The 18,753-nt window shown below is 58.8% G+C and carries 20 protein-coding genes; 14 read left to right on the top strand and 6 right to left on the bottom strand.

Going from position 1 to position 18,753, the window contains the following annotated elements:
- Window positions 1-7: 7 nt before the first annotated feature.
- The 3 genes from FHP24_RS04020 to hemB all read right to left on the bottom strand — a co-directional run bounded on the left by FHP24_RS04020 (window position 8) and on the right by hemB (window position 2,481).
- A complete protein-coding gene (locus FHP24_RS04020) occupies window positions 8-778 on the bottom strand; it encodes an arginyltransferase (RefSeq protein WP_139673178.1) in 771 nt (256 codons plus the stop codon).
- 136 nt (window positions 779-914) lie between these two features.
- A complete protein-coding gene (locus FHP24_RS04015; protein WP_139673175.1) occupies window positions 915-1,373 on the bottom strand; it encodes an RDD family protein in 459 nt (152 codons plus the stop codon).
- Between the two features lie 61 nt (window positions 1,374-1,434).
- Window positions 1,435-2,481 carry a porphobilinogen synthase gene (gene hemB, locus FHP24_RS04010; protein ID WP_139673171.1) on the bottom strand — a complete coding sequence of 349 codons (1,047 nt, stop codon included), beginning with the start codon at window positions 2,479-2,481 and terminating at the stop codon, window positions 1,435-1,437.
- 97 nt (window positions 2,482-2,578) lie between these two features.
- On the opposite strand from hemB, the gene FHP24_RS04005 reads away from it, so the two are divergent.
- A complete protein-coding gene (locus FHP24_RS04005) occupies window positions 2,579-3,016 on the top strand; it encodes a DUF6163 family protein (RefSeq protein ID WP_139673168.1) in 438 nt (145 codons plus the stop codon).
- A 232-nt stretch (window positions 3,017-3,248) separates the two neighbouring features.
- Window positions 3,249-3,761, top strand: a complete 513-nt coding sequence (ldtR, locus tag FHP24_RS04000; protein WP_139676111.1) for a transcriptional regulator LdtR — start codon at window positions 3,249-3,251, stop codon at window positions 3,759-3,761.
- Window positions 3,762-3,914: 153 nt separating this feature from the next.
- On the opposite strand, the gene FHP24_RS03995 is transcribed toward ldtR, so the two are convergent.
- Entirely contained in the window at window positions 3,915-4,115 is a 201-nt protein-coding gene (locus FHP24_RS03995) for a hypothetical protein (RefSeq protein WP_139673163.1), read from the bottom strand.
- 545 nt (window positions 4,116-4,660) lie between these two features.
- On the opposite strand from FHP24_RS03995, the gene FHP24_RS03990 reads away from it, so the two are divergent.
- The 5 genes from FHP24_RS03990 (at window position 4,661) to FHP24_RS03970 (ending at window position 9,658) form a co-directional block, all read left to right on the top strand.
- Entirely contained in the window at window positions 4,661-5,989 is a 1,329-nt protein-coding gene (locus FHP24_RS03990; protein ID WP_139676110.1) for a L,D-transpeptidase family protein, read from the top strand.
- Window positions 5,990-6,168: 179 nt separating this feature from the next.
- Entirely contained in the window at window positions 6,169-7,458 is a 1,290-nt protein-coding gene (gene glyA, locus FHP24_RS03985; RefSeq protein WP_139673160.1) for a serine hydroxymethyltransferase, read from the top strand.
- A gap of 9 nt (window positions 7,459-7,467) precedes the next feature.
- A complete protein-coding gene (nrdR, locus tag FHP24_RS03980) occupies window positions 7,468-7,959 on the top strand; it encodes a transcriptional regulator NrdR (RefSeq protein WP_139673157.1) in 492 nt (163 codons plus the stop codon).
- Entirely contained in the window at window positions 7,956-9,044 is a 1,089-nt protein-coding gene (ribD, locus tag FHP24_RS03975; protein ID WP_394344589.1) for a bifunctional diaminohydroxyphosphoribosylaminopyrimidine deaminase/5-amino-6-(5-phosphoribosylamino)uracil reductase RibD, read from the top strand. The genes nrdR and ribD overlap by 4 nt, the downstream gene beginning before the upstream one ends.
- Window positions 9,044-9,658: a riboflavin synthase gene (locus FHP24_RS03970; RefSeq protein ID WP_139673154.1), complete on the top strand. Its 615-nt coding sequence runs from the start codon at window positions 9,044-9,046 to the stop codon at window positions 9,656-9,658. Before ribD ends, FHP24_RS03970 begins: the two co-directional genes overlap by 1 nt.
- A 10-nt stretch (window positions 9,659-9,668) precedes the next feature.
- Here FHP24_RS03970 and FHP24_RS03965 read toward each other — a convergent pair whose 3' ends face one another.
- Window positions 9,669-10,823, bottom strand: a complete 1,155-nt coding sequence (locus tag FHP24_RS03965; RefSeq protein ID WP_210237805.1) for a GAF and HD-GYP domain-containing protein — start codon at window positions 10,821-10,823, stop codon at window positions 9,669-9,671.
- Between the two features lie 290 nt (window positions 10,824-11,113).
- On the opposite strand from FHP24_RS03965, the gene ribH reads away from it, so the two are divergent.
- From ribH to FHP24_RS03945, 4 genes are all read left to right on the top strand, one after another.
- A complete protein-coding gene (ribH, locus tag FHP24_RS03960; RefSeq protein WP_139673151.1) occupies window positions 11,114-11,575 on the top strand; it encodes a 6,7-dimethyl-8-ribityllumazine synthase in 462 nt (153 codons plus the stop codon).
- Window positions 11,575-12,051 carry a transcription antitermination factor NusB gene (nusB, locus tag FHP24_RS03955; RefSeq protein ID WP_139673148.1) on the top strand — a complete coding sequence of 159 codons (477 nt, stop codon included), beginning with the start codon at window positions 11,575-11,577 and terminating at the stop codon, window positions 12,049-12,051. Before ribH ends, nusB begins: the two co-directional genes overlap by 1 nt.
- Before the next feature lie 13 nt (window positions 12,052-12,064).
- The gene (locus tag FHP24_RS03950; protein ID WP_139673145.1) at window positions 12,065-13,288 is read left to right on the top strand and encodes an MFS transporter; all 1,224 of its coding nucleotides are present in this window, start codon (window positions 12,065-12,067) and stop codon (window positions 13,286-13,288) included.
- A gap of 188 nt (window positions 13,289-13,476) precedes the next feature.
- A complete protein-coding gene (locus FHP24_RS03945; protein ID WP_139673141.1) occupies window positions 13,477-15,618 on the top strand; it encodes a sodium-translocating pyrophosphatase in 2,142 nt (713 codons plus the stop codon).
- A 69-nt stretch (window positions 15,619-15,687) separates the two neighbouring features.
- Here the strand turns inward: FHP24_RS03945 and FHP24_RS03940 are convergent, their stop codons facing one another.
- Entirely contained in the window at window positions 15,688-16,251 is a 564-nt protein-coding gene (locus FHP24_RS03940; RefSeq protein ID WP_394344588.1) for an outer membrane protein assembly factor BamE, read from the bottom strand.
- A 170-nt stretch (window positions 16,252-16,421) separates the two neighbouring features.
- Between FHP24_RS03940 and FHP24_RS03935 the strand changes: the two genes are divergently transcribed.
- The 3 genes from FHP24_RS03935 (at window position 16,422) to plsX (ending at window position 18,741) form a co-directional block, all read left to right on the top strand.
- Window positions 16,422-16,961 carry a ubiquinol-cytochrome C chaperone family protein gene (locus tag FHP24_RS03935; RefSeq protein WP_139673137.1) on the top strand — a complete coding sequence of 180 codons (540 nt, stop codon included), beginning with the start codon at window positions 16,422-16,424 and terminating at the stop codon, window positions 16,959-16,961.
- Window positions 16,962-16,981: 20 nt separating this feature from the next.
- Window positions 16,982-17,548: a YceD family protein gene (locus tag FHP24_RS03930; RefSeq protein ID WP_139673135.1), complete on the top strand. Its 567-nt coding sequence runs from the start codon at window positions 16,982-16,984 to the stop codon at window positions 17,546-17,548.
- Between the two features lie 146 nt (window positions 17,549-17,694).
- On the top strand, window positions 17,695-18,741 hold the full coding sequence (plsX, locus tag FHP24_RS03925; protein WP_139673132.1) for a phosphate acyltransferase PlsX: 1,047 nt from the start codon (window positions 17,695-17,697) through the stop codon (window positions 18,739-18,741).
- The last annotated feature ends 12 nt before the right edge of the window (window positions 18,742-18,753 follow it).

Genomic DNA, 18,753 nt, shown 5'->3' with positions numbered 1-18,753 from the left:
GTTGCCGCTAATCATCGGCATCGGTTGTCGGCGGCAGGGAGCGCTCCCAACCCCGCGCCATCAACTGTTCCTGCGGTTGATAGCGGGTCTTGTAATCCATCTTCGACGAACCTTTGACCCAGTAGCCGAGATAGACATGCGGCAGGCCAAGCGTGCGCGTCCTGTTGATGTGGTCGAGGATCATGAAGGTCCCGAGCGATCGCTTGTCGAACTTCGGATTGAAAAAGGAATAGACCATCGAAAGCCCGTCGCTCATCATGTCGGTGAGCGCGACCGCGATCAGCTCCCCTTTGGGCTGGTCGCTGATTCCCGATCCGGGTTCGCGGATACGGTATTCGATCAGCCTCGTGTTCACATGCGTATCTTCCACCATGATGGCGTAGTCGAGAGCCGACATGTCCGACATGCCTCCGTGCTGGTGGCGGTCATCGAGATACCGGCGGAAGAGTGCGAACTGTTCGGTGGAAGGCTGCGCAGGTTGGATGGTGGCAATCAGGTCGCGATTCGCGGTCACGACACGCTTCATCGAGCGCGTCGGTTCGAACTCTCCTGCAAGGATGCGCACCGAAACACAGGCCCGGCAGGCTTCGCAGGCCGGTCGGTAGGCGATGTTCTGGGAGCGGCGAAAGCCGCCTTGGGTCAAGAGGTCGTTCATCTCCGCCGCGCGCGGGCCGACGAGGTGGGTGAACACCTTGCGTTCCATTTCACCCGGAAGATAAGGACAAACTGCCGGTGCCGTCAGATAAAACTGCGGTGAGGGCGTCGTCTGGGTATTCATCGAGTCGCGGCCGATCCCGTCTTGGTGATGGAAAATATCATACCATGGCGCATAAATGGAAAACGTCAACCGTATGCTTGCACCCTTGATTTCCAAAGGCGCGCCAATTCAGACAATCCTGATCATCCGGCGATGGTCAGGTCGTGCGAACGACCACTGTGCCGAGCAACATGTCATGCACCAGTCGCGATTTGGAGGTGAACAGTCCGGCCAGCAAAATGAGCGGGGTGAGTACCGAATTGATCAGCCAGAAAAGCACCGTGTGGACCATGGCGGTCATAAAATCCATCCGTCGGCCGTCCATCCGCATCAGCGTGATGCCCATGGCCCTCATGCCGGGCGATGCCTGCGACGGCCCGCCGAGTGTCATGCCGAAATAAAGCAGCGCGACGATGACGAACAGCGCCGGGTAGAGCATGAAGCCCAGTCCCAGCGTGATGATGCCGAGAAAGAAAACGATCACCGCCGCTGGAATGCAGAGCAGCAGCACGATCAGGTAATCGAGGATGAATGCAAAGACCCGGCGCGAAAGGACGCCGCTATAGGCGCGCCAGTCGTCGGGTGCGGTATAGGTCGGGTTCTGATCGAGGCTCATGCGTTCAAGGTCTCCTGCGTTTCCTCAACGATATGGTGAGGAAACGCGATTTGCACAAGTATCAGGTTCGACCGAGCTTTCTTGCGACGTCCACGGCGAAATAGGTGAGGATCCCGTCGCATCCGGCCCGCTTGAAGCAGAGAAGCGTTTCCATCATCACCCGATCGCCGTCGATCCAGCCGTTCATTGCGGCGGCCTTGATCTGCGCATACTCACCCGAGACCTGATAGGCATAGGTCGGAAGCCCGAAGGCTTCCTTTATCCGCCAACAGATGTCGAGATAGGGAAGGCCGGGCTTTATCATCATCATGTCGGCGCCTTCTTCGACATCGAGCGCTGCGTCGCGCATTGCCTCGGTGCCGTTGGCCGGAGATATGTAATAGCTGTTCTTGTCGCCCTTCAGCAGGCCGCCGGTATTGATCGCCTCGCGATAGGGACCATAGAAGCCGGACGAGAATTTCGTCGCATAGGACATGATGCCGACATCCTGATGGCCGGCTGCATCGAGCCCGCGACGAATGGCGCCGATCCGGCCGTCCATCATTTCGGATGGCGCGATGATATCGGCCCCGGCATCCGCCTGCATGACCGCAGCCTTCACCACATGGTCCACCGTTTCATCGTTGACGATGATACCGTCACGCAGAATGCCGTCGTGACCATGGCTGGTGAACGGGTCGAGCGCCACATCGGTGATCAGGCCGATATTCGGCACTGCCTTTTTGGTCTCACGAATGAACCGGTTCATCAGGTTGTTAGCGTCAAGAATGTGCGAACCGGTCGGATCGCGCAGGTCCATCTCGATATCCGGAAAGGGGGCGATGGCCGGAATGCCGAGATCGGCCGCTTCCTTCACCGCTTCTACCGCCTTGTCGACGCTCATCCGGTTGACGCCCGGCATGGCCGCCAACGGCTCGGAAATGCCAGTGCCGTGGGTGATGAAGATCGGCCAGATCAGGTCGTCGACGGTTAGCCGGTTTTCCTGCACCATGCGCCGGACCCAGTCGGCCTTGCGATTGCGTCGCATGCGGCGATGACCGGTGATCTCATCGACGAGGTGGGTCTTGTCCATGACGGTGTCTCCGTTCTTTACTCTTGGACGGCTCATTAGCATGCAGCAAGTTGTTTATGAATGGTCTGAAGCAAGCATTGCTGCCATGCGCGTGGCTGGCGGCTGACGCGATGCCCCTATATATCATTGGACCATGGAACCTGATTCACCTTCGACGCCAAGGCGCACGCTGACCGAGCTCCTGTTCGTCATCTTCCTGAGGATGATTGCCGTCACCTGTTTCTGGTTCGGCATGCAATATTGGGCGATGCTGGTCGGTTACTCGCTGGAAGGCAGGGCGCGCTTCGATCTTCTGAACCTGCCATGGCGGGCAGCGGCTCCGACTTTGGCCGTTCTTTTCCCGGTCGCATCTCTTGGCCTGTGGCTGGCCGTCTCCTGGGGGGCGGTACTCTGGGCCATGGCCGCGATCATCCAGATCCTCATGTATGTCGTCTGGTCCGATATCTTCGGCGAGAACCATCTCGTACCGCTTCTGAACGTCCTCGTGGCGAGCCTCTATGTCGTATTTCGGCTCGCATTATGGCTGGAAGGACGGCGCAAGGAAGAGAAGGTAAGGATCGATTTACCATGACCCTAAAGGCTTTTAGCTCGAACTTTAGTGAAATTTTCAGGCTAAGTGACTGATTTATATGAGCGGAAATTGGTCTGCCCCAGGAGCCGCCGCACTGCCGACACAATCGGAAAATGCAGGTAGGTGTTTGTTAAGCAAGTGTTTTAAGTCGAATTTTATGCGCATTCGATAGGGTCTGTCTCAAGGCGGGAAGAACAAACACACCGCCAAACAAAACAGTGAGGCAGTCATGATGAACACGAAGCTTAAGCCGCAGGCACCGGCAGTCGCAGATCCGCACGAAGATACCATTCGTGGCCTTTACATGGAATCGCTGCACCTGGTGGAACGTCTCCACCGTCGTCTCCTCGACGTCATCAAGGACGAGTTCGACCGTCAGGGTCGTGACGACGTCAACGCCGTCCAGGCACTTCTTCTCTTCAATATCGGAAACTCGGAACTGACTGCCGGTGAGCTTCGCTCCCGCGGCTACTATCTGGGCTCCAACGTTTCCTACAACGTCAAGAAGCTGGTCGATCTCGGCTTCATCAATCACGCCCGCTCGCGCATCGACCGTCGTTCGGTTCGCATCAGCCTGACGCCGTCTGGCCAGGAGATCGCCGAAACCGTCTCGAAACTTTATGAACGCCACATCGGCTCGATCGAAAAGGTCGGCGGTATCGGCGAAGGCGAGTTCTCGCAGATGAACCGTCTGCTGCAGCGCCTCGACCGCTTCTGGAACGACTCGATCGCATACCGGATGTAATCGGATTGGAACTGCGATCTGCCTTTAAACCACTAAGGGCTTGGCGTTCCTCATTTCCTCCAGTCATGCGGTGACGCACAAAAGCGAAACGGAGCGTAAGGCCTACGCTCCGTTTCGCTCGTTTGGTTTACCGTCCGAAGGGCTGGGGGCAGATCAGCCGCCGATGGCCTTGATCCGCGTCAGATCGACAATCACTTCCTGCCATCCGGTCGGCTGATATCCCCGGACCTTGTCCGGCCACTCACAAATTCCGTCTTCGTTGACATAGCCAACCCACTGCGCGCTCTCAAGATGATCGAACAGTAGAAAGACGAGTTTGTTTGGAATGAGAGTGGTTATCGGTTTCCATTGCATGAAGTTCCTCCGCCCGGCGTAATCTAAGCCATGAATTGTATTGTTATCGGCTTGCTTGAAACTTGTGGTTCTAAAGAACAACTTAAAGTGAGGAAGCGGTTCCTCCTGTGGTTGATTCTTTGACGGCAGCTTGTTTTGCGGAAAGCGCACCAAAGAGCAAGGCATCCCGTTCTATTCGAACGAAACTTGCCGCCATCAGCGATCTTGATGCCTCAGGTTTCGCTCCCCCTCAGACACGTGGTAATGCGTCATTTAGAGTGCCGGCTATAAGGGCTTCCTGATCCGGAAGCCCTTTGCAAACAGTCCGCGGCCCAACTTCTGGCACGGCAGAAAAGTCACAGCGCAACACGGCTTTGTGACCCTCCACCTGCCGACACGAATTGGCCATATTGCTATGGGACCGCACTTGTTCAAGCAATTGGTAAAATGGGACTTTGCCGGTTGCGGCGGAGCGGGCCGGAAAAGGCGACTGCTTGGCTTTTGCGCCTTTTTTAACCATATCCCTGTAGCGCTGTCGTGTTGACCGGGATCAGATGGATTGAATGATGTCGAAGAAGATCGGACCTGAAGTTTTGTCTCGCCGCGCCTTGTTGCGCTCGGCCGTTTCGGTCGGTGCTGCGGCACTGGCCGCTCCAGCGCTGGCTCAAAGCTCGATCGATTCTCTTATCAATGCGCCACGGCGCGGCAGCTGGGACGACCAGTTCGATGCGCGCGGTTCGCGCACGGCAGTTGGCGTCGTCTCCAACAATCCTGTTCTTGGCCCCGAAGGCCCGGCAAACATCCAGCAGGCCATTCTGGCCTACCAGCAGATCGTTTCGAACGGCGGCTGGCCGGAAGTCAATTCGTCCACACGTCTTCAGCTCGGCGTTGCCGATCCGGCAGTCCAGAACCTGCGTCGCCGCCTGATGGTCGCCGGTGATCTGGATCAATCCGCCGGTATGTCGAATGCGTTCGACAGTTATGTCGATGGTGCGGTCAAGCGATTCCAGGCACGTCACGGCTTGCCCGCAGATGGCGTCCTTGGCGATTTTTCTCTGAAGGCGATGAACATCCCGGCCCAGACACGCCTGATGCAGCTCGAAACTAACCTCGTGCGCCTTCAGTCCATGTCCGGCGACCTTGGCACGCGTTACGTCATGGTCAACATCCCGGCCGCTTATGTGGAAGCCGTGGAAAGTGATCGCGTTGCGCTGCGCACCAATGCGGTGGTCGGTCGTATCGACCGTCCGACGCATGCGATCAATTCGAAGATTTACGAAGTCATCCTCAATCCCTACTGGACCGCTCCGCGTTCGATCATCGAAAAAGATATCGTACCGCTGATGCGCAAGGACCCGACCTACCTGACGCGCAACAATATTCGCCTGTTTGATGGCCGCAGTCAGGAAGTTTCGCCGGAAACCGTGGACTGGTTCGCGCCCAAGGCGCCGAACCTGATGTTCCGTCAGGATCCCGGCAAGATCAACGCCATGGCCTCGACGAAGATCAACTTCCACAATCCCAACAACGAATATATGCACGACACGCCGTCGCAGGGCCTGTTCAACAAGCTTATGCGTTTCGAATCCTCCGGCTGCATGCGCATCCAGAATGTTCGCGACCTTGTCACGTGGCTGTTGCGCGACACGTCGGGGTGGTCGCGTCAGGAGATCGAGCGCGTCATCTCGACCCGCCAGAACAACCCGATCAAGCTTGCCCAGGAAGTCCCTGTCTATATCGTCTACATAACGGCGTGGTCGGCAAAGGACCAGGTTGTGCAGTTCCGCGACGATATCTACCAGAAGGACGGCAACCAGGAGCTTGCGCTGCAGACTACGACCGGCATCGAGCAGCGGCAGGGCGCGCTTACCGAAAGCGATATGCTGCCGCAATAAGCGGGTATTCTCCGACTGAGTTTGTCTATGGCCGCACCCTCAAGAGGGGTGCGGCCTTTCTGCTTTAAGGCTGGAAAGCCTTGCAAGGCGTGCAAATGTCGCTCTCTGTATTGCCCTTGACCGGGCAGAGCGCTAAGACGCGTCACACCGCCTGCCATCCCGTTCGAGGAGCCTCATTCATGTCGAATACCGAAGCCTTCTTCTCTCGCCCGCTTGCCGAAACCGATCCGGAAATCTTCGGTTCGATCCAGAAGGAACTCGGTCGTCAGCGCCATGAGATCGAGCTGATTGCATCCGAAAACATCGTTTCGCGAGCCGTGCTCGAAGCCCAGGGCTCGATCATGACGAACAAGTATGCCGAAGGTTATCCGGGCAAGCGTTATTACGGTGGTTGCCAGTTCGTCGATATAGCCGAAGAACTCGCCATCGAGCGCGCCAAGAAGCTGTTCGGCGTCAACTTCGCCAACGTTCAGCCGAATTCGGGTTCGCAGATGAACCAGGCCGTCTTCCTCGCGCTTCTGCAGCCGGGCGACACGTTCATGGGTCTCGATCTGAACTCCGGGGGCCATTTGACCCACGGTTCTCCGGTCAACATGTCCGGCAAGTGGTTCAACGTCGTCTCCTACGGCGTGCGTGAAGGCGACAACCTGCTCGACATGGATGCGGTTGCCGAAAAAGCACGCGAACACAAGCCGAAGCTGATCATCGCCGGCGGCACAGCCTATTCCCGCATCTGGGACTGGAAGCGTTTCCGCGAAATCGCCGATGAAGTCGGCGCCTATCTGATGGTCGACATGGCGCATATCGCCGGTCTCGTTGCCGGTGACCAGCATCCGTCGCCGTTCCCGCACTGCCACGTTGCAACGACAACGACGCACAAGTCGCTCCGCGGCCCGCGCGGCGGCGTCATCCTCACCAATGACGAAGATCTGGCAAAGAAGTTCAACTCGGCCGTATTCCCCGGCCTGCAGGGCGGCCCGCTGATGCACATCATCGCCGCAAAGGCGGTCGCTTTCGGTGAAGCGCTGCAGCCCGATTTCAAGGACTATGCCGCTCAGGTCGTCAAGAACGCCAAGGCGCTGTCGGAAACGCTGGTTGCCGGCGGTCTCGATATCGTTTCCGGCGGCACCGACAATCACCTGATGCTGGTCGACCTGCGCAAGAAGAATGCTACCGGCAAGCGCGCCGAGGCAGCACTTGGCCGCGGTTACATCACTTGCAACAAGAACGGCATTCCCTTCGATCCGGAAAAGCCCTTCGTCACCTCCGGTGTCCGTCTCGGCACGCCGGCCGGCACGACCCGCGGTTTCAAGGAAGCCGAGTTCAAGGAAATCGGCACTCTCATCGTCGAGGTTCTCGACGGTCTGAAGACTGCCAATTCCGACGAAGGTAACGCTGCCGTCGAAGCTGCCGTTCGCGAAAAGGTCATCGCTCTGACCGACCGCTTCCCGATGTACCCCTACCTCTGAGGAGAGCCAATGCGCTGCCCTTTCTGCGGCTCTGAAGATACCCAGGTCAAGGATTCGCGTCCGGCGGAGGATTTTACCTCCATCCGTCGGCGGCGCATCTGCCCGGATTGCGGCGGTCGTTTCACCACCTTCGAACGCGTCCAGCTTCGCGAACTGATGGTGTTGAAGAAGACCGGCCGCAAGGCGCCCTTCGACCGCAACAAGCTCGTTCGCTCCTTCCAGATCGCGCTGCGCAAGCGGCCGGTGGATGCCGATCGTATAGAGCGGGCCGTTTCCGGCATCGTCCGCCGGCTGGAAAGCTCAGGCGAAGCCGAGATTTCTTCCGAGCAGATCGGTCTCCAGGTGCTGGAAGCGCTCAAAAGCCTCGATGACGTCGCTTTCGTCCGTTACGCCTCTGTTTATCGCGATTTCTCCCATGCGGAGGATTTCGAGAAGGTGATCGAGGAGATCAACGCCAAAATTGCCCGTGATCCGGGGCTTGAGCCCGGAGGCCAATCTTGACGAGCGCTGCCGAGGACCAGCGCTTCATGGCAGCCGCCTTGCGGTTGTCCCGATGGCATGCCGGTCTGACGGCAACAAATCCCTCCGTCGGTTGCATCGTCGTCAGCGACGGCGCGATCGTCGGTCAGGCCGTGACTGCTGTGGGCGGTCGCCCGCATGCGGAAACGCAGGCACTGGCCGTGGCCGGCGAGCGGGCGAGGGGTGCTACTGCCTATGTCACGCTCGAACCCTGTTCCCACTACGGACGCACGCCGCCCTGTGCCAATGCGCTTGTGGCTGCAGGTGTCGCCCGCGTCGTCGTCTGCCTGAATGATCCCGATCCGCGTGTTTCCGGTCGCGGTTTTGGTATCCTGCGTGAAGCCGGTATCATCGTCGAAACCGGGTTGCTGGAAGACGAGGGACGTCGGGTCCTCTCCGCCTACCTCTCGCGTCAGACGAAGGGACGCCCCTATGTGACTCTGAAACTTGCCGTTTCAGCCGATGGCATGCTGGGCCGGCGCGGCGAAGAACTCGTGGTCACCGGGCCGCAATCGCGCGCCCAGGTTCATATGATGCGGGCCGAAAACGACGCTATTCTCGTCGGTATCGGCACGGCGCTGGTGGACGATCCCGAATTGACCGTGCGCCTATCAGGCCTGGAAAAACGTTCGCCGCTGCGCATCGTTCTCGATCGCCGGCTGGAACTGCCGCTATCGTCCAAACTGGTGCGGTCGACCGGTGCCGTGCCTGTCGTGGCCGTTACCGATCCTTTCTGCGACACCCATCCTTCGAATGAGGAAAGATTGCGGGCGCTGATGTCGGCGGGGGTCGAAATCCTGCAGGCGGCAGACCTCAACGACCTTCTTGCCAATCTCGCGACACGCGGCATCTCGTCGCTGATGGTCGAAGGCGGCGCGCAGGTCGCTCGCGGCTTCATCGGGGCGGGGCTGGTCGACCGGCTGGTGCTGGCCCAGTCCGAGATGGTCGTCGGTGCTGGGGGCATTGAATCGCCTGCAACGCCATCCGATATTCCAGCGGGATTTAACTGCGTTCGAAAAGACCGTTTCGGCGCCGACCGCAGCTATGAATACGTAAGAGGCCTTTGATGTTTACAGGTATTGTCACCGATATCGGCACGGTTTCCGAACTGACACCTCTCGATGAGGGCGTGAAGCTGCGCATAGCCACTAATTTCGATCCCAAGACGATCGACATGGGCGCTTCGATCGCGCATGGCGGCGTCTGCCTGACCGTAACCACGCTTCCCGAAGACGGCAGCAATGAGCGCTGGTTCGAGGTCGAGGCCTGGGAAGAGGCGCTGAGGCTGACGACGATCGCGTCCTGGACTACAGGAACGCGCATCAACCTCGAACGCGCCCTCAAGATCGGCGATGAGCTCGGCGGTCATATCGTCTCTGGCCATGTCGATGGCAAGGCCGAAATCCTCTCCGTAGAGCCGGAAGGCGAGGCGGTCCGCATCACCTTGCGCGCGCCCGAGGAACTGGCGCGTTTCGTTGCTCCGAAGGGCTCTATCGCCCTCGACGGTACCTCGCTCACGGTCAACGCCGTAAACGGCACCGATTTCGATATTCTTCTGATCCGTCATACGCTGGGCGTCACCACCTGGGGCGATCGTCAGCCAGGCGACTTCGTTAACTTCGAAGTGGACACGATGGCGCGTTATGCAGCGCGGCTCGCGGAATTTCCGGCTAAGCCCTAAGTTCTCAAGCCTAGTTGAGTTGTGAGAATTCGCGGTGGATTTTCGCAAATTGCGGAGCCACCTCTCCGAAGGCCGCAACAACAGCCGGATCGAAGTGCTTGCCGCTCTCCTCGGTAATGATGCTGACGGCCTCGTTATGGCTCATGGCGGGCTTGTAGACCCGCTCTGAAACGAGTGCGTCATAGACATCCGCGACGGCCATGATCCGCCCGGCGAGCGGAATATCCTCGCCCTTGAGGCCCCTCGGATAACCCTTTCCATCCCATCTCTCGTGATGGCAATGGGCGATTTCCTTGGCAAGGCTGAGGAATGGGTTGGTTGAGCCGATATAACGCTCCGCCGTGGCGATCGCCGCGCGTCCGAGATCGGCGTGTGTTTTCATGATGTCGTATTCGGCCCGGTCAAGCCGCCCCGGCTTCTGCAGGATGCGGTCCGGAATGCCGACCTTGCCGATGTCGTGAAGAGGCGCAGACTTGTACAGCAGGTCGACAAATTCGTCATCAAGACCGTTGGTTTCCGGTTCGCGCCGATTGAGCGCTTCGGCCAGAACCCGCACATAGTGCTGCGTGCGACGGATATGATCGCCGGTTTCGTGATCACGTGTTTCGGCAAGCGAGGCCATGGCAAGGATCATCGCATCGCGCGCGCGCGCGGCTTCGTCCCTTGCTTCTGCCAGCGAATTCGTCAGCGCCACGTTTGCCATCGCGACCGCGGCAGTATTGGCGATGCGCTGCAGGCGATAGACGCCTTCGCTCGGTGGCGTGCCGATTTGTGCCCAATAGGCACCGATGGCCCCCAGCGGGTCTCCCGGCCGCAATGGCACCATGGCCAGACTTTTGACGAAGGTGGGGCGATACGCATCCTGAGGAATGCGGGGATCCTTGGAGATATCGTCTATGACGACCACTTCCGAATGCTGCATCGCCCAGCCGGAGACGCAGGCGTCCATCGGAAATCGCTGGCCTTTCCATAGAGGCTGGATCGCATCCTCATCGACATAGAAGCATTCGTTGCTGTCTCGCAGGATGAAGGCAAGGCCATCGGCGCCGACCAATCGACGCGCCGACTGCCTCACCACGGTCATGATCTCTTCCAGACCACGAGCCATGGATATCTTCAGGAGCAGGTCGTCGATATCGTCCATCTGGAAACGGTGCTTATCCATTTGTGTCACCCGCATCGGTGCGTCGAATAATAAATGTCTAATAGAACGAAGGTGACAAGAGTGGCACATATAGTTTCTTTAGTTTAACAGATAATTCATACAAGCATATGGTGATGATCCAAAGCAGGATTGATAGTGTATCGTGGGGCGTGCCCGACGCTCTCCTATTCCATGCGTGCAAGCCATGTTCCCGCAAAATCGCTTGCCAACCGCCTCAGGGCGTGTTTTGACCGCGCCCATGCTCAAAGTCCGCCCTTGTCGGGCCGAATACACGTATCTTAAGGTGATCCATGTCGCTTGAATCCGCTCCACACATCCTGATCGTAGAGGCACGCTTCTATGACGATATGGCCGACGCACTGCTCGACGGTGCAACCACGGCTCTCAAGGAGGCAGGGGCGACTTTCGACGTGATCACCGTTCCCGGCGCGCTGGAAATCCCGCCGACGATCGCCATGGCGCTCGACGCTTCGGAAAACGGCGGCACCGAATATGACGGTTTTGTTGCACTCGGCATGGTCATTCGAGGTGAGACCTACCACTTCGATATCGTCTCGAATGAATCCTCGCGTGCGTTGATGGATCTCGCCGTCTCGGAATCGCTGGCCATCGGCAACGGCATCATGACCGTTGAAAACGACGAGCAGGCCTGGGCGCGTGTGCGCCGCTCCGACAAGGACAAGGGTGGCTTCGCGGCCCGCGCTGCGCTGACCATGATCGCCGTGCGCGAAAAGCTGAACGGTGCACGCTGATGTCTGACGAGCAGGAAAAACAGGTCAAGCCGGTAAACCAGCGTGGCGCAGCCCGTCTCGCAGCCGTGCAGGCGCTCTACCAGATGGACATCGGCGGCACGGGCGTTCTCGAGGTTGTTGCTGAATACGAAGCGCATCGTCTGGGCCAGGAAATCGACGGCGATACCTACCTGAAGGCTGATCCTTCGTGGTTCCGCTCGATCGTTTCGGGCGTCGTGCGCGACCAGACCAAGATCGACCCGATCGTACGTTCTTCCTTGCAGGAGGACTGGCCGCTGTCGCGTCTCGATTCGACGCTCCGCGCCATCCTGCGTGCCGGCACGTTCGAGATCCTGGAACGCAAGGACGTTCCGGTACCGGTGATCGTCACCGAATATGTCGAGATCGCTCGCGCCTTCTTCGAGGAGGATGAACCGCGCATCGTCAATGCGGTTCTCGACCGAATTGCTAAACAGGTCCGCGGCGACAAGAAATAAAAGGTAGGCAGGCATGGACGGCGGGGTGGACGGTCTTCGAACGCAGATGCGTGCCGCCCGCCGCAATGTCGCTTTGCTCGCTGCCACTCAGTCCGTACTCGGAGCTGCGGCACCGCTTTCGATCGCAGTCGGTTCGCTTGCCGGATATCAGTTGCTCGGCGACGACAAGTCGCTTGCGACAGCTCCGATCACCGCATTCAATGTCGGTACTGCCTGCGGTGCCGTTGTCATCGCGCTTTTGTCTAGGCTTCTTGGTCGCCGTCAAGCCTTCATTGTCGGCTGTTTGATCGGTGCGGCCAGCGCCGCTTTTGCCGCAATCGCGCTCTTTCGGGAAAGCTTCTGGCTTTTCGCCCTGTCTCTCGTGCTGATCGGAACGTCTTCGGGCTTTACCCAGAAAATCCGTTTCGCTGCGGCGGATGCGTCGCCGTCATCCTACAAGCCGAAAGCAATCTCCTGGATACTCGGTGCAGGTATCGTTTCGGCGGTCCTCGGGCCGCAGATCGTCATCTGGGCAAAGGACTGGTTCGCGCCGGTAACCTTTGCCGGCGCTTTCATTGCTCTTATCCCTCTGAGCCTTGTCGCCATCGGCATCCTGACCTTTCTCAGGCTTCCGGCAGCAAAACCTCCGGTAAGCGGCACGGAGCCGGCGCGACCGCTGAAAGAGATCGTGCTGACCCAGCGTTTCCTCACCGGCATGATCTGCGGCATCTGCATCTATGCCCTGATGACCTTCGTCATGACCGGAGCGCCGCTTGCCATGGTAATCGGCTGCGGTTTTCCGCCCGAAATGGCGACACTCGGCATCCAGTGGCACGTGCTTGCCATGTTCGGCCCGAGCTTCTTCACCGGGACGTTGATTTCCCGATTCGGTGCAGAGAAGATCGTCGCAACAGGCGTTTGTGTCATGATGGCCTGCGCCGTCGTCGCGCATCTCGGCATAGAGCTCTGGAACTTCTGGGGCGCGCTGGTCCTGCTTGGTGTCGGGTGGAATTTCGGCTTTATCGGATCGACCGCGATCGTTACTTCCAGCTACCGGCCGCATGAAGCCGATAAGGTTCAGGGCTTTCACGATATCGTGCTGTTCGGCACGGTGGCCCTGTCGTCCTTTTCCTCCGGCAAGGTCTTCGTCACCTGGGGCTGGTCCTTCATCAATATGGCGATATGGCCTGTGGCCGTCATCTGCCTGTTCCTGATCGCAGCCTTGTTGTTCCGACGTCCGTCGGCCAAATCGCCGTAAACGAGCGTTAACTCGTACTACAACCTGCGTCCATTTGAGCCCTTGTCCTTGCAGGGCTTGACGTCATTTCATCTCCACCGCAATCTCGTCTTCGCATGGCGGAAACGCTTCCTTGGGAGGGGAGAGCAGCCGCAGGGAAATGCGCGACCGGGATTTTTCATCTCGGCGGTTAGGGAGAGGAAAATAGTATGACAGTGATTTTGAGTGTGATCGTCTGCGGTCTGCTGTCGATCATCTATGCCGCGTGGACTACGCGTTCCGTACTTGCCTCCGACCAGGGCAATGAACGCATGCAAGAAATTGCTGGCTATATCCGTGAGGGGGCTCAGGCCTATCTGACGCGCCAGTATATGACGATCGCCGCAGTCGGCATCGTTGTTGCCATCCTTGTATGGCTACTTTTGTCCGGTGCGGCTGCCTTGGGCTTCATAATCGGCGCGGTCCTGTCCGGCGCCGCAGGTTTTATTGGCATGCATGTTTCCGTCCGGGCCAATGTCCGTACGGCTCAGGCCGCATCCCACAGCTTGGCGGCAGGCCTCGATATCGCTTTCAAGTCCGGCGCCATTACCGGCATGCTGGTTGCAGGTTTGGCGCTTCTCGGCGTCTCGATCTATTACTGGGTTTTGACCGCCGGCCTCGGTCACCCAAGCGGTTCGCGTGAAGTCATCGATGCACTGGTGTCGCTTGGTTTCGGTGCGTCGCTCATTTCCATCTTCGCCCGCCTTGGCGGCGGTATATTCACGAAGGGCGCAGATGTCGGTGGTGACCTCGTTGGCAAGGTCGAGGCTGGTATTCCCGAAGACGATCCACGCAACCCGGCAACGATCGCTGATAACGTCGGCGACAATGTCGGCGATTGTGCCGGCATGGCGGCCGACCTGTTCGAGACCTATGCCGTATCGGTCGTTGCGACCATGGTGCTCGCTGCGATCTTTTTTGCCGGCGCTCCGGTGCTCGAATCGGCAATGCTGTATCCGCTGGCGATCTGCGGCGCCTGCATCGTCACCTCGATCATCGGCACCTTCTTCGTCAAGCTCGGCAGCAACGGCTCGATCATGGGCGCCCTTTACAAGGGCCTGATCGCAACCGGTTTGCTTTCCATCATCGGCTTGGCAATCGCCACGTCTGCGACAGTCGGGTGGGGTGTGATCGGCACCGTAGCGGGCAAGGAGATCACGGGCGCTAGCCTCTTCGTCTGCGGTCTGGTCGGTCTGGTCGTGACCGCGCTGATCGTCGTCATTACCGAATATTACACCGGCACCAACAAGCGGCCGGTCAATTCGATTGCCCAGGCTTCGGTGACCGGCCATGGCACCAACGTCATCCAGGGCCTGGCCGTATCGCTCGAATCGACGGCGCTTCCGGCAATCGTCATCGTCGGTGGCATCATCGCCACCTACCAGTTCGGTGGCCTGTTCGGCACAGGTATCGCTGTGACCGCCATGCTCGGCCTCGCCGGCATGATTGTCGCGCTCGACGCATTCGGTCCTGTTACCGACAATGCCGGCGGCATTGCCGAAATGTCTCATCTGCCGCCGGAGGTCCGCAAATCGACCGACGCGCTTGATGCCGTTGGCAACACCACCAAGGCCGTGACCAAGGGGTATGCGATCGGCTCAGCCGGCCTCGGCGCTCTTGTCCTGTTCGCGGCCTATTCCAACGATCTGCAGTATTTTGCCGCGAACCCGCAGCAATATCCTTACTTCGAAGGGGTAGGGCCGATCTCCTTCAGCCTCGCCAACCCTTACGTCGTCGCCGGCCTGATCTTCGGCGGGCTTATCCCCTACCTGTTCGGTGGCATTGCCATGACCGCCGTCGGCAAGGCGGCAAGTTCGATTGTCGAAGAGGTTCGTCGTCAGTTCCGCGAAAAGCCGGGCATCATGCAGGGCACGGACCGACCGGATTACGGTCGTGCGGTCGATATCCTGACGCGTGCGGCGATTCGCGAAATGATCATACCGTCGCTCCTTCCGGTGCTCGCGCCGATCGTCGTCTATTTCGGCGTCCTGCTGATTTCCGGCGGCGACAAGGCGTCAGCCTTTGCAGCACTCGGCGCATCGCTTCTCGGGGTGATCGTCAACGGCCTGTTCGTCGCCATTTCGATGACGTCGGGCGGCGGTGCCTGGGACAATGCCAAGAAGAGCTTCGAGGATGGCTTCGTCGACAAGGATGGCGTGCGTCACATGAAGGGATCGGATGCCCACAAGGCCTCGGTAACGGGCGATACTGTTGGCGATCCCTACAAGGATACGGCAGGTCCGGCCGTCAATCCGGCGATCAAGATCACCAATATCGTGGCCTTGCTGCTGCTGGCGATACTCGCTGGCTAGCTTCGCCGCATCACGCAAACGAAAGAAGCCCGCGGAGCTCCGCGGGCTTCTTTGTATTCGATTGGCTGTTTAGTTCTTGAGCAAGCTGCGCATGGCGGCAGCACCAGCGCCAGCACCGCTTCCGCCGGAAAGAATCTGCTGCAGGAAGGTCAGGTCGCGCCCGCCGGTCGGGGTCGTGCGCGAGATCGTGTCGAACACTTTGCCGTCCTGGAGCGTGTAGTTCGCCTTGCGTGCGACCGTGCCGTCCTTGCTGAGATAGATTGCCAGAACCGATTGTTCGACCAGTTTTGGCTTCATGAAGGCGGCTGCGCGCTCGCGTCGCTGGGAAATGTAATAGAGCACTTCCGAATCAAACGTTGCCGTCGTCGATGGTGTGCCCATCGTCAGCAAGACCTGTTCACGGCTCGACCCTTCCGGGATGAGTTCGAGAGACTTCTGGTCGATCACATAGCCGTTATACATGGTGTCGCCGATATTCATCGACGTGCAGCCAGAGGCCGTGACGGAAGCGACAAGTACCAGGCTGATGGCGGTTTTATTCAGAAAATTCATTCCGTACTCGACAGTCCGCTTCTTCAACGGGATCCCCCAGGTAAACGAGACCGGCATATCGGCCGGACTTCTGCTGTTCATCACCATTGTGGCTATTCCGGGGACGAGAACCCTGCAACGCCAAACGTTTTACGGATCGATCGCATCCCGTCTGTGGCCCTGGCCGAACGGCATTGCAATTCGCGCCTGCTTCGGTAAACCAGCTTTCGTCTCCATGCAACATTGGGCCCGGTCATTCGCGGGACTTATCGATGATCTTCGGGCTATTCAAAAAGAAAAAGCACAATCAGGCCATTGTCGAGCGGCAGTACGCGGCTTTGACATCGGCCGCGCGCATTCCCTTTTTCTATACCGATCTCGGCGTGCCCGACACCGTCATGGGTCGCTACGAGATGCTGTCGATCGTGATGATCCTGTTTTTTCGCCGCACAGCGAAATCCGCAACCAGCGGGCAGGAGTTGGCGCAGGAGATCGTCGACGCCTTTTTCCAGGATCTAGACCATTCGATCCGCGAACTCGGGATCGGCGATCAGGGCGTGCCGAAGCGGATGAAGAAACTGGCGGGCATGTTCTACGGACGGCTGGAGACCTATGCCAGGGCACTGGACGCTGGCGACACGGATGAATTGGCAAGAAGCCTTGCCCGCAATATATACCCGGAAAACCAGTCTGCGCCGGACATGGGCCGGCTGGCCGTATGGATGGCCGAGGCGGAGCGGCATCTTGCCGCAATTCCGGAAGACGATATCGCCCGCGGCAACGCGGTTATCCCGACGCCTGAGATTGGCTGACGCGGGAGAAGTGAGGAAAGATGACAAACGATGACAACCCGGCGGCCAAGCCGCCATTTTCTTATCCGGTCAAGGTCGGAAACATCTCCGCCAATCCGGTGACTGTAAAGGTTGCGGCAGATGATCGCGAGCGCAAAGGACTTGCCGAGGTCTGGCAGGTGCTTGAAGTGAAGTCGCTGAAAGCCGAAGTCTATCTGTCGCGTTGGAAAAAGGACGGCGTCCGGGTCAAGGGTCAGGTCGAGGCGGAGCTTGTCCAGGCCTGCGTCGTGACGCTGGAACCGGTCGAATCGCGCATCGACGAGCAATTCGACCAGATCTTTGTGCCCGAAGGCTCGAAACTTGCCCGCGTCATCGCCAAGGATGCTGCCGAAATGGTGCTTGATCCGGATGGGCCGGATCTTCCCGAGGAGTTCGCAGGCGACGCAATCGATATCGGCGAGGCCGTTGCCGAGTTTGCGGCACTGGCGATTGATCCTTATCCACGCAAGTCTGGAGTGGAATTTGATGATCACATCGAGAGTTCTGCCGACAGCAAGAACGACCGGCCGAATCCCTTCGCCGCGCTGAAGGACTGGAAAAAGGACTAGGCCTGTTGTATGCGGCGGCGAAAACTATATTTTGGCCACGATTTCGCCAGCAGGGCCAAGCATGAGCATGGCCGGAACGCTGGCGACGACAGCCGGACGGGTTTCAATGACCGGTCCGGTCGGTCGAAGATAAGGATCAGATACGCGTGATCAGAATTTCTGTGGATGCCATGGGGGGTGATTTCGGTCCCGAGGTTGTCATACCCGGTGCCGCAAAGGCTCTCGACAGGCACCCCGATGCGACCTTTATCATCTATGGCTTGAAGGCTGAGTGCGAGCCATGGCTCGCCAAATATCCGAAACTGCGGCAGCGCTCTGTCTTTCACGAATGTGAAGTCGCAGTGACCATGGACGAAAAGCCGAGCGCTGCGCTGCGGCGTGGTCGTTACGTTTCATCAATGTGGCGTACGATCGAGGCCGTGAAGCTGGGGGAGGCGGACGTTGCCGTTTCTGCCGGCAATACCGGTGCATTGATGGCCATGGCCAAATTCTGTCTGCGTACGATGGCCAATATCGAACGGCCGGCAATCGCCGGCATCTGGCCGACCCTCAAGGGCGAAAGCATCGTGCTCGATATCGGCGCTACGATCGGCGCCGACAGTCAGCAGCTTCTCGATTTCGCCCTGATGGGCGGCGCCATGGCGCGTGCCCTGTTCGAGATTGAGCGCCCGACCGTTGGTCTCCTCAATGTCGGCGTCGAAGAGATAAAGGGACAGGAGGATGTCAAGGAAGCTGGTCGGTTGCTCCGTGAGGCCAACCATCCGACAATTGCCTATCAGGGTTTCGTCGAGGGCGACGATATCGGCAGGGGCACGGTCGATGTCGTGGTGACCGAAGGGTTCACCGGCAATATCGCGCTAAAGACTGCCGAAGGCACGGCCCGCCAGATCGCCACGCTGCTGCGCGAATCGATGTCGCGCACGCTTCTCGCCAAGATCGGTTATCTTCTGGCCAAGCCCGCATTCGACCGGTTGCGCGAGAAAATGGACCCAAACAAGGTCAATGGCGGCGTATTCTTAGGCTTGAACGGCATCGTCATCAAGAGCCATGGCGGTGCCAGTGCCGATGGCTTCGCGGCAGCGATAGACGTTGCTTACGACATGGCACGCAATGACCTGAATGCGAAGATCTCGCAGGATTTGACACTTTACCATGCCAAGCACCAGCCTCCGGCTGGTCCTGAAGCTGCATGACGACAGGATGTG

Source organism: Aliirhizobium smilacinae, assembly GCF_006335145.1.
Taxonomy (GTDB): Bacteria; Pseudomonadota; Alphaproteobacteria; order Rhizobiales; family Rhizobiaceae; genus Neorhizobium; species Neorhizobium smilacinae.
Note: the sequence above shows the minus strand (reverse complement) of the source record. Positions and strands in the feature narration are given on the sequence as shown.